General features: G+C 48.7%; 8 protein-coding genes. All 8 read right to left on the bottom strand.

Annotation, left to right across the window (positions count from 1 at the left end):
- Positions 1 to 10: 10 nt before the first annotated feature.
- A complete protein-coding gene (locus ACKTT9_RS12785; RefSeq protein ID WP_407871871.1) occupies positions 11 to 1,369 on the bottom strand; it encodes a four-carbon acid sugar kinase family protein in 1,359 nt (452 codons plus the stop codon).
- Between the two features lie 37 nt (positions 1,370 to 1,406).
- Entirely contained in the window at positions 1,407 to 2,666 is a 1,260-nt protein-coding gene (locus ACKTT9_RS12780) for a ribulose-bisphosphate carboxylase large subunit family protein (protein WP_407871870.1), read from the bottom strand.
- On the bottom strand, positions 2,660 to 3,334 hold the full coding sequence (locus tag ACKTT9_RS12775; protein ID WP_407871869.1) for an aspartate/glutamate racemase family protein: 675 nt from the start codon (positions 3,332 to 3,334) through the stop codon (positions 2,660 to 2,662). The genes ACKTT9_RS12780 and ACKTT9_RS12775 overlap by 7 nt, the downstream gene beginning before the upstream one ends.
- A 13-nt stretch (positions 3,335 to 3,347) precedes the next feature.
- Entirely contained in the window at positions 3,348 to 5,339 is a 1,992-nt protein-coding gene (locus ACKTT9_RS12770; RefSeq protein WP_407871868.1) for an alpha/beta hydrolase family protein, read from the bottom strand.
- Positions 5,332 to 6,657: a Gfo/Idh/MocA family protein gene (locus ACKTT9_RS12765; protein WP_407871867.1), complete on the bottom strand. Its 1,326-nt coding sequence runs from the start codon at positions 6,655 to 6,657 to the stop codon at positions 5,332 to 5,334. The genes ACKTT9_RS12770 and ACKTT9_RS12765 overlap by 8 nt, the downstream gene beginning before the upstream one ends.
- 154 nt (positions 6,658 to 6,811) lie before the next feature.
- A complete protein-coding gene (locus ACKTT9_RS12760) occupies positions 6,812 to 10,075 on the bottom strand; it encodes an S-layer homology domain-containing protein (RefSeq protein ID WP_407871866.1) in 3,264 nt (1,087 codons plus the stop codon).
- 643 nt (positions 10,076 to 10,718) lie between these two features.
- Entirely contained in the window at positions 10,719 to 11,036 is a 318-nt protein-coding gene (locus ACKTT9_RS12755) for a MocE family 2Fe-2S type ferredoxin (RefSeq protein WP_127449195.1), read from the bottom strand.
- On the bottom strand, positions 11,033 to 12,127 hold the full coding sequence (locus ACKTT9_RS12750) for a fatty acid desaturase family protein (RefSeq protein ID WP_407871865.1): 1,095 nt from the start codon (positions 12,125 to 12,127) through the stop codon (positions 11,033 to 11,035). The genes ACKTT9_RS12755 and ACKTT9_RS12750 overlap by 4 nt, the downstream gene beginning before the upstream one ends.
- Between the last annotated feature and the right edge of the window lie 12 nt (positions 12,128 to 12,139).

The following is a 12,139-nucleotide window of genomic DNA, read 5'->3' as shown; positions in this document are numbered from 1 at the left end:
GGATCGGCAGTCAAGATAACCCGCGAAGCACCCGATCGAAGAAATCCGGTGGTCCAACTTGACCGCCTTTCAAAACGATTTCTAAACCGTCCATCCATTCATCCTGCGAAAATGCCCGACAAAGCGGCCCTCCAGGAACAACAGGAGCTATCATTTCCAGCGCGTACATATTCATTCGTTTTACGGCAAAACCTGAGGTATCCCCTCCAGCCAAAACAACTCTCCGGACTCCTGTAGACTGAACCAGCGCACTCGCCATTTCACCCAAGCGTCCGCCAATTCGCTCACCGCTTCCGGCCAGATTGTGCCCGTTCAAACGCATCAGATGCTGAGTTTCCGGAATAGATTCGTCATTCGGACCTAGCGCTGTATATAAAATAACGTTCTTGCCAGACTGCAGCAAGCGTTCCGCTTCACTAAGCAGCAAAGCCTGTGCTGATTTCGCTTCCGAATCCTCTGCGAAAAAAAGAGGCGCTGGCACGCGAATACCCGCATAGCCGTGCGCCATTGCCCATTCGATTTGCGCACAAGTCGCTGGCGAACAACTGCTTGATAGGACCAAGAGCCGGTCTGCAGGCTCTGCCCTCCTCTGCTCAGACACTGCGGGCAATGCGCCTCGCTGCTGCCAATGGGAGACTAACGCGTATTCCACCCCTGAAGAACCAATGACGAATATCGGTTCATGCTTGCTCTCTTCCGCAAATAATTCACCGATTTTGGTAAGATGATCGTCCGTTAACACATCAAACAGCAAAACATCAGATGCTTGATTGAGCTTCTCATCCAATCGCTCTCTCAGCATCGTTCCATGATGCTCCAAATCCAAAACGCTCATCAGACCGATCGTGCAAGACGTCTGCTCAGCCAAATGAACCCGCAGATCCGCTTCCCTCATCGGCGTAACCGGGTGCAACATCATGTTGGGATGCCGATCCAAACGCAGCATTTCCGTCCCTTTCCCGGCAAAATGGTTCCCAAACACCGTATACCTTTTTAACGCGGGCGAGCCTGCGAGAAGAGGTGTGAATCGTTGTTTCGGAAACACACGCCGTCCGATGTCAATAACCTTACCAATGCTGCCCGTTAACGGAGAGGAATCGAAGGTGGAACAAATTTTGTAATGCACGATTGGCGCTTGAAATGCCTTGAGGGCAGTAAGTGCGGGATGAAGCGTAATCTCCATCTCTTCCGGACTCATCGTCCGGCTTACGCCCGCCACGCCAAATCCGTCATACTGGCTGAATGTCTCCTGCCAAGTCGATACGTCTGGCATATCCATAAATAAAATCATTCGCAAACCGCCGGTCGCGAGCGCCTCTAACACATCCGTGGAACCAGTGAAGTCATCGCCGTAAAAACAGATGCGCATTCGTTATCATCTCCCTTCCATCCCTTCGAGACCGGCTTTAACCAAATGCTGCCAAAGCTTGCTTCAACTCAGGATGTTTATCGGCATGCAGATGCAGAGGAATTCCCTCCAAGGCTGCCTCCCACCCTTGCACGAGACTGCGGAATCCTGCCCCGGGTCCGCCCGGATGCCCATGAATACCGCCGCCGGCAATATTCATCAGATCGACGGTGCCGAGTGTGCTGTACGTTTCCGGCGCCGCCCCCGCCCATTGCTTCGATGACAGCACGGGAAGCACAGTGTCCGATTGGTCAAACATTGGCGTCATACAAGCACGCACGCTATCAACGACGGAGGCATTGTCTTCATAGAACTTGTTGTTGAGCCCATTCACATGAAGATGATCTACGCCAGCCAGACGGCACAATTTTTGATAGGCTGCAAAAGACATGCCAAGATACGGATAACGTGACATCATCCCCCATTGATTGCGGTGTCCGTGTATGCATACGGAGGCATTCTTTCTGAGGTGCGCTAGCCCAGCAAATCCGATACTGTTGATGCTGACCATCACACAGCTGCCTCCGGCCTTCACGACGGTTTCAAGATGACGTTTCATAGGATCGATATCATCGGTAATATTAAAAGCGTACATCGTCTTTTTGCCTGTTCGGTCCGCAGCACGTTCTATTTCTTCCATAACCGCCTTGATGCGCTCGGCAATCGGAGCATACAGCGGGTTCCCATGCACCTCGTCATCCTTGATAAAATCAATGCCAGACAAGGCCAATTCACGCACGATCAACCGCAGCTGTTCCGTCGGCAATCCGATGTTTGGCTTAATAATCGTTCCGATGATTGGCCGCCCATGCACACCGGTCAATTCCCTGGTACCGGAAATACCGAACTGCGGGCCTTCATACCGTTCTTGAAACGCCAACGGTATATCCAGATCCAGCAGCCGAAGCCCTGACAGCTCTTCCAGCTCATACAGATTACCTGCAACTGTTGCAAGCAAATTTGGAATCGATGGACCAATATTCGTATAAGGGAATGCAATCTTCACAATGCCACGTCGGAATTCACCTTTGCTGCCCGCAGGCACCTTAGCGCCTGGGAGCGAAGGGAAAGGCGAGCTTTCCAACTCTTGAATAGATAAAATCTGCGCGCGATGTTTTTGCTTCAGACTATCCGTTTCGTTTGGCAGCGGGAGGAACGTTCCCGTAGACTGCTCACTGACGATAATTTCACAAGCCTTTTCTAAGGAAAATGCGGTTTCGAGCCAATAAGTGGCAATGACTTGGTCGTTCTTCAACATGGATATTTCCCCTGTTTCTCCAATTCGGCGCGCACAGCCATGATGCCTAGACGCGGACTAGCATACACGGGCAAACCGGTTTCCTCGCTTAACGCTTTTTCCATTCTAGCCATGGACCCCTGTGCCAGCACAAGTACATCCGCCTGTTTGGCTACTGATTTGGCCGCTTCATAGATCAAACGATCATGCTCCTCAGGCTGACCGGAAATTAAGGCTTGATAAGCCCCCTCCGCCAAGGCGTCAACAACACGGACATTTCGGTTTTGAAGGTCCGCTTCTCTTTGCAGCAACTGCCTGGTCGGCTCGAGTGTAGTAGGTAATGTAGCAAGTACACCAATATTATTAAAATTTTTGGTGACCTGACGTGCCATGTCATCATCGATTTTAACGATCGGAATGTTGAACAATGATCGTACCCGGTCCGCAGCTTCACCTACCGATGAGCAAGTATTGAGGATGACATCAGCGCCGATATCTTCGGCATGTCGATAATACTGTACCAAGCGGCGAACTACCGCTGTAGTCACTCCACCCGCCTGAATCACATCGGCAATCAAACTGTCGTCGATAATGTTGACGAGGCGGCAGCCCGGCAATTCCTCCCGAAACAGCGGCCCAATACGTTCCGATAGCCCTTGACCCGTGTAAACAGCAACAACTGTAGCCATGCCTTCTCCTCCTTTAGCTTGCGGTGTTATTCCTATACTTGATGGCTGTTCCCAGTCTGCCTTCTTGCTCAAGCCAGTTGTCTGCATCTGGGATATCGAAATAGCGAAGCATTCCTGGCAAGATAAAACTTAAAGAATCATTCTCATCATAAAATGGTTCTCTAATCCACTGCGCAAGACTGCTCATTCGGTTTTCCAAGCATACGCGTTGGACGCGTGAATCGAGCAATGCGGCTAACTCCGCATAGATGGCATACTTTCCACTGCCGTAAAGTTCAATATCATCTGCATCGATATTTTTCAGCGTTCCTGCTAATTCAATGGCTCTCAATACATCGTAGGTTCGTACGGCCGCCATACTATCGCCCAGCCACATTAACTCATCCGTGTAGCGGTCCATCATGCCGAAACGTTTGTAAGGTCTTTCCTCTGGCGAGTTTACGTGCGGCAAAAGCGAGCCGATGCCCACTGGATTGAGCACCAGGGCAATACGTCCGGCTGCGCAGGTCTCCTCAATCCATTTGGCATGCGCATTCGTTTGTTTGGTCCCGCCATCCCATACAGCAATGGTAACCGGCAGCTTGCGGCCCGCTGCTTCAGCCGGGAAAAATTGCAAAGCATTATTGAGCAAACCTCGTTGGCTCCACCATACCGTCCTAAGCGCCCACAGATTCTCCACCTCACCGCCTCCGGAAAGACGCGGATTCAGGTCGCATGGCTTGCGATTGAAGTACACGGCATTTCGCAGCCACTTCAACGCCTGCTTCTTGCGCAGATCTTCCGGCAGCTCATTGCGCGCCTTCTCCAGCTGTGCCAGCCGTTCGTTGTTCTCGTCGTGTGTATTGCGGGCACTCGGACATTCGCCGATCACCTGCCCGCTCTGCGTGCAGTGAAGCTGATCCGCAGGCAGCAATTGAATAACATCATCCTGCGGAGTAACCTTACGACCCAACAGTTGTTCTGAAAAAAACTCTGCTGCCGCACGGGCGAGCGGGATCGAAAAGCGATGAGCATTTTCATCTTCAAAAATGTCCAGCAGCTCCCCTTTGTCATACATGTCCCAGAATCTACGGTTAACCGCTACGTTATGGCGTGGAGCTTCAATTGGGACGGAATCATACGTCGTAGCGAGCACACGTACAGGGCGTGGCGCCATCGCCAGCACGATATCTTCGTGATCAAAGCCTAGCGCTGAGAAGCCAGGCCACTTCTGTTCGGCATCTTGCGCTTTGCCGGTCAGGAGAAAATACGGCCTGTTCATGATAAATCCGCCCGGGGCTGCAGCAGCGATGCGCTCGTCGGCCATCATAAGCAGCGATGTTTGGGTGCCGCCGCCTGAATGCCCCGTCACTCCGATCCTTTGCGAATCCACTTCTTTTCTCGTGCACAAATAGTCAATGGCTCGCATAGCATCGTGCAGCATATAACGCGCCAAGCTGTCGCCAACCGGCATGCATTGCCGCCCTACATTTTCATGCTCGGTTACGCTCGTCATTGGCGCTTGCCCTGTTTCAGGATCATAGAAGCCGAAGCGCTCCCCTTGACCTACCGGATCAAGCGACAATACGATTAGACCCGCATGAACCAAATAGTGGCATACCGTCTGATATTCATCGCAGTGTTTGGCCTGCTCGCGATGTCCGCACAACACAAGGACTGCGCCACGTGGCTCGGTTACGCCATCTGGTATATATAAATTTGCCGTTGCATAAACGAGCGGTCTGGGTTCGAAAATCACTTTCTCTACATGAAAGCCATTCCCTGAAATTGTTCCGGTTATTTGTGGATTTAACGGTGTGTCCGAAGCAGGCAATCCACCGATACACGTGAGGATGCCTTCACGGATCTCCTTCTGGCGCTGCATAAGATCGGCTTTATTTGCGATCGATCCACGCGCAAGCTCGCCCCTCTCCGCTGCACGCATGGCGGATTCGTAAATCCACCTTGGCAGCTGGCTTTTCACATCAAAATGGGCGATTTGAACATTTTCAAACTTTTCAAACACGATGAGATCCTCCTCCTCTTGACACTTCTGCCAGCTCTGACTCGATCAACAGATCGGATAAACGTATAGGTTGATTGGCAGCCGCAGATTTCCAAACGGCTTCGCCAGTTAACACCGCAAGCGCCCCTGCCTCTGCACCCGCCATAATGTCATATTGACGCAGCGGATCAGGTCCCAGGAATAAATCCTCCAAAATAAGCGGATCGCCACCGCCATGCCCGCCGGCTTTCGGTACAACGTGTATCGTTTCTTTGCCCCCGAACAGCGGGAAGTAGTCAATCGTTTGCTCAGGCACATGAAAAGCAGCGCGCCCGGACATAATTTCCTTTGTTTCAATCCTGCCTTTTGTCCCATTAATAGCGAGACGATAGCCCTCGTACGGTACCGAGAAATTGACGGAATAGCTTAACATAGCGCCTTTATCGTACTTAACTACCGCTGCATACGTATCCTCAATATCAATTTCGCTATCGAAAATGCACCCGTCAGGACGGTATCCTGTAAAGTTATCAGGCTTAATATCAACCGCATTCACATGGTCGTCCGGCGGTACAACCTCTTTGCTCCGTGATGACCATCGCATGAAATACGCACAGGAAGGTTTGACCCTGCACGTCCCGCAGTGTCTGCCGTCTTCCTTGACGGGATTGAACTCCCCATCCGGACCAAAATAGTTCAGCGCTCCATATGCGAACGCTTCCAATGGTTTCTGGCCAATCCACCAGTTTACAAGATCAAAATGGTGTGTGCTCTTATGAATTGATAACCCGCCTGAATTGCTGCGTTTGCGATTCCATCTTTTGAAATAGCTTGCACCGTGATACGTATCAATGTACCAATTCAAATCCACCGACGTTACCCGGCCGATTCTGCCTTCCAGAATCAGTTCCTTAATTCTTGTATGAATCGGAGAATACCGATAATTAAAAGTGACGTGAAGTTTCCCCCTGCTATTCTGCTGAGCATCCAAAACCCGCTTGCAATCAGCGCCGGTCGTCACCATCGGTTTCTCCGAGATGACATCCAGATGGTGCTGCAACCCCCCTACGATATAATCCGCATGGGTGTAATCCACTCCTGCCACAATGACAGCGTCTGGGTTCGTTTCCTGAATCATCTGCTCAAATTGAGCCGGAGCATATACCGGTGTCCCTGTCAGCGCAGGAAATTTCCTAAAGCAATTCGCAAAGCGGCTTGGGTCCGCATCCAGCAAGCCGACAATCTCACAATGCTGATGGAACGTCTCTAGCATTGGACGAATAAACATGCCGTTTGCCCTCGTGCTCACGCCGCAAATCACGTATTTTTTCTTCGCCATGATGTTACCCCTCCTTGCTTCTACTGTTAAGTATACAAAGTTGCGAATGGCAAACCATTAGTGAAAACGACTGTCATTATAGGTCAATCCTGTCTGGGCTGGCTGGGCATAGAAATACCCTGCCGGGTTGCGGCAGGGTATTGAAATTAAAAGTTTAAGAACCTAAGATAACTGTGAATTTGAGAATCTGCGTTCCTCCAACAAGGTAAATATTGAATTGTTGAATGTTGTTCGTCGTAGGATCGCTGCTTTTTGGATTGCGGGTATAAGATAATGTAAAATTAGGATTCACAGAGACCGAATCTTGCTTCTCAGGATCGAGTTCTTTATAGATAATGTCTCCAATAAACGATTGCAAACCGATAAAGTCATTTGCTGGACCAATTTGATCTTGATTCGTAACGGCAGCAGCACAGGTAGTTGCTTTATTGTCTTTATCTTTACACACATTAGTGAAAGTACCATAGTTCGTAGCAGCCTGTAATTGGCTCATTAGTTGCGTATCCCACAGATAAAGACCGTTTAATTGCAGTTTGGCACCGTTACTTATCGTTTTTGGGTTACTTCCAGATATTTTGAGCGATGTTGGGGCCATAGAGTCGATACCGGAACCAAGACTTTGTGTCAGAGACTTAACTCCGCTCGGAGTATCAAAGAAGACAGTAAGGTTGAATTTTCCGCTGTCGAGACCAATAATTTTCCCGTTGTTATAAGCCATGGCCTTCGGATTGTCGGAAGTAACCGCTCTGACCTTAACGGAAAGACCTGTATCCAAACCTGCAGAATCTTTGGTTAAAATGGTGACACCTCTGGCCAGAGACGAATAGTTACTGAACAAGTACGTCGCATTCGTAACACTATTAATTTTTGCTGCATCATACAATATCCTTCCGACTGCCAAGAGCTCACTGCTTGAACCTAAGTCTAAAGAGTAGGTCAGATTCGGATTATTGATATCATCGACATCCACAATGATTGAGTCGTTGCTGAGCCTTTCTTGGATCTGCCCGCTTCCATCCAAATGAACTAACGTAGCAGTCAATTTGTAGCTGCCTTTTTTGACGGGATCCGGTTTGAACGTGATGGATTGACCGTCTCCTCCGCTCGCTTTGACAATATCCGTAATCTCCCTCAATACGACGGGAGTAGCATCAGTAAGCGTCACCGCTCCTGTGGTATAAACAGCTCCTGTAACACCGCTTAGCTTTTCAAGCTTCATTTCAACTTTATAATCGTCGCGCTTTGTTGAATACACTTGGTCGAACTGATCATAAATTTTGAATACGCCGCTCGTTTTCGCTTGCGACAAGGAATTGATTAACAAAATGGTTCTTGCCGAGTTTCCTTCATCCAGCTTGATGGAATTAGGCTTACGAGCCGGTTCGATCATCATAGGAAGGCTAAACGTTTGATCGAGACCGTTCACTCGGACATAAATCGTGGCTGGTCCTGCGGACGTTACCTGTTTGACGTGAATAGTTCCATTAAGGTCTATGCCTACGTTGCGCGTAATATTTGTTTTCGGATCTGTGCGGGTATTCGGACTCGCTTCTACTACAAGGCCTCCTGTAGCATAAACGGAAATCTTGCCAGCTGTTTCTAGCGCAGCTATTTCTGTTGAAGTTAACTCCTGGTTTGACGAATCGATAATTTTCAGGCTTATCGCTTTATCTTTATCGCCTTCCGTCAATGGCGTGAGTACAGGACCGATAACAACGGAATAAGCTGTCTTCGGCGCTGCTACATTCAACGTTTGTGATAACTGTTCGCCGTTAAACATTAAATTTAGTGTCACTTCTTTATTACTGTCCAAATCCGAGTAGACGACCAATTGCAATTCCGGGTAGCCGTCGTTATCGAAGTCAACGAAATCATTAGGATCATCCGTTTTGAAAACATTACCAAGTGCCCCGGTAAAAGATTTGAATATTCCCATATTCAAAATTTTAGGATCTACAATTCGATTGCCGTATTGGTCATAAGCCTTAAAGGTGAGGTATGCCCGCCCTCCGGCTTGAAACACGAGTTGTCCGACCGGCAACTTCAAATTGTTTTTCGGATCGCCTAAGTCGACTTTCTTCACTTGCGGCATGTCACCGATCGTGAATGTTTTGATGACATTCAGATAACCGCTTTTTTCCAGCACATTAACTGTAATCGTATCATCAGGACGTAAATCGCTTAAATCCAAGATAATTGCATTGCTATCGGCCAAAATAGTTGATTGAACTTTTTTCGGTGCGCTTACATACACGTTCACATTGCTTGCCGATAACTTCATTGTCTCGCCGTATTGATTAAGAGCCTTATAAGAAATCAGCGCCTTAGACCATGGCAACTTCTCCGTGTCTGTAACGAATTCAAATTTAGCTGCCCTTTCATTCTCAGCGATAAAACCCATTGTGCCGTTTTCAACATCCACGCCGCTTAAAATGACTTGATATTGCGCAAACTCTAAGTCATCACTCATTTCAAGCGTTGCTATCGTGCTGTCATCGGACCATGAGGTGATGGGTTCGAATTTAACGGGTTTGTTGTCCGAATCTAAATAACCCATTTTCGTCACGTTCAGAACAGCCTTATTGCTGTCAACTTCACGATTCAATCTTACGGTTAGCTTATTCTTCCCGATAACTTTTACTTCCGCAATTGAAGCTTTAGCAGGCTTAGCCGTTGTCAGATGAAGCTGCAGCGCTGCATAAGAAGCAAGTGCCAGTGCTTTTCGAGTCACGTTAACGTTGCCGCCGAATTTACCGCCTGTCTGATTGGTCATGAGCTTTTGCTGCAGGGCGTAGGTGACATAGCTTTTATAATTCGCGTCTACCGTCTCATCTTTACTAGGAGCTGCCGCTTTCGCCTTATCATCTAGGCCAAGCCCTTTGATCAACAGCATTGCCAGCTCTTGGCGGGTCACGACCGTTGTCGGATTGAATTTGTTATCAACCACGTCGTAAGTCAGATTCGCTTTCTTTAGTGCTTCAATATAGATCCGAGATGCATCATTCGTTTGGACGTCCGTGAAGCTTGATCCCTTAGACATGTTGTCCATGGTCAATCCCAAAACGAGTGTTGCTGTTTTTGCTAACTGAGCTCGATTGATGGTATCATCCACACCAAAAGTATCGGCAGATGACTTCTCAATCGCGTCCATTTTTAGGAGAGCGCTGATTTTTTTCTTGTCATCCTTCGAAAGACTTTTTAAATCACTGAGCTGGTCAGCTAAATAAGTGTCGGCAGTTACGCTTGAAGAAGAAGCTGCTGGTTTCGTTGCCGCTGGTTTTGTTGTTGATTTTGGTGCTGGTGTCGCCGTCGATGTGGATGACGTTTGTGGTGCAGCAGTTTCTTCTGCACTGACTAAAGGGGCAAAACAGTAACATAGCAGCATAAATGATAGTAACAGAGCAAGTTCTTTCCTCATTTCGTGCACCTCCCTATTATGATGATACCCCATAATAAAACGCTTACATTATGTGTAAAACAAAACTAATACCTCAAAGTAATCAGCCCCGCTCTCATTCGTTCATTTTCTTGCATGGACTAACTTTATTACAAAAACGCGACCAAATTATGGGGGCTTTTATGCAATTTTATAGGTTGTTTTATTCATCCTGCTGATGATGGCCTATTTTGGGCCCACCAAGACCTAAACTGGATGGGAGAGTAAGAACACCACCATTCCCCTCCAAAGCCAACTAGTTAAAATTCCACAAATCCCACCAATAGCCGCTCATCCTCCAGCCCTTCCAAGTACGGACTCAGGAGACGCTATTCCGCCAAAATCGGCTGAATTTGAGAGGCTATCGGACTGAGGAGACGCTATTTGCGGGTTTCACCGCTGTTCCAGGCCATTTCATGGCAGATAGCGGCTCGTGTGTCCGTTAGAAGCAAAAGCTAGCCTAAAAGCAGCAAATAGCGGTATCTGGGTCCGTTAGCTGACGACCAGTGTGCAAGGAGGTATGCTAGCAGCACAGCCGCCCCTAACCGACGGCCAGTACTCGAAATAACCCTGACAAAGTCTCCTCCGTCAGGGTTCATCAAGCAGTCGAGCTTGAAACTCAAGCTCAAATTTGAATAAATACTTTCCCCGCTTCTATTTTCACTGGATACGTCTGCAAATCCACACACGCAGGCACACGTTTCGCGACACCCGTGGGGATGTCAAAACGGCCATTATGCTTAGGGCACTCAATTTGATTGCCCATGACTAAACCATTGGACAAATGAAATTTGCCATGGGTGCAAAAACCATCCGATGCATAGTAGTCGCCCTTCTCCGTGCGATAAATCGCAAACGTCCGATCCTGGTGATCGAAACGGATAACATCTTCAATCTCCACTTCGTCTGCAGGGCAGGCTTCAATCCATTCTCCGAGACTCATCCTAATTCGCTCCTTTCTTTCAGCATATGAGCAGGCCCGTACATATAAGGGCGCGCCGTTTTGGGCAGCGGTTTTATCACAACGTAAGCAGGGTCTTGCTTCTGCTTTCTTAGAGCGCCAACCACCTCTTTCAAAGCTGCCCACAGACTTGGCCGAGCTTCCGGACAATCGGATTTCATTTCTTCATGCAGCTTTGGCAGCGCATGGTAAGGGACCATCGGGAACATATGGTGCTCCGTATGATAGTTCATGTTCCAATAGAGAAAGCGGAAAATCGGATTCATATAAACCGTACGGGTGTTTAACCGATGATCAAGCACATCTTCATAAAGACCTAGATGCTGCGTGACACCAAACAGCAGCACGACGATTCCGCCGTAAAACGAAGGCAGAAACACGAACATTGCTGGCAACAGGCTGCCTGTTAACAGGCACGCTGCCAAAACAGCGACAATAATGAGCATATAAATGCGCGCTTCGCGGAATGTTTTCCGGTGCTGAGAGGAGGGAATATACGCATTCTCCTGCTCATCCAACTTGCCAAACGTGTGCAGAAAGAAGCGTTTGATCTCGATAGGACCGCCATATAGATGAAAAATTTGCATGATGAGGATTTTCCAAATCGGCGGCCGTTCGGTAATAATTTCCGGATCACGCCCAACGATGATCGTGTCCGTATGATGGCGGGCATGACTCCACCGCCAAGGCGTGGCGGACCTCAGGACGAGAAAGGACGCGAATTGATACACGACCTCGTTCATCCAAGGCGTCTTGAATGCCGTTCCATGGCCGCACTCGTGCCATCTGGAATCACCAGGGGTCGCATAGAGAATGCCATAAGCGAGAAAGGCGGGAATAGCCCACCAGGTTCCCCACGACAAATAGGCGAGATATCCCAAAATGAAAAGTCCGCCAATCCAGATGATCGTGTCCCGAATGGCCGGGCCATCTTTCCGTTTCATCAATTCTTTCATCCGCTGACGAGGGATCGGGCACGTATACCATTCCGCCTCCGCCAGCCCGAGCTCAATTGCCCGTTTATTCTCAGCTCCAGTAATGCTGTAGTCCCTTTTTTTCTTTTCTACAGACATGTCAATTCACTC

Source organism: Paenibacillus sp. P36 (genome assembly GCF_045866505.1).
GTDB classification, from domain to species: Bacteria; Bacillota; Bacilli; order Paenibacillales; family NBRC-103111; genus Paenibacillus_E; species Paenibacillus_E chondroitinus.
The sequence above is the reverse complement of the archived record's forward strand: the minus strand, read 5'-3'. Positions and strand labels throughout refer to the sequence as shown.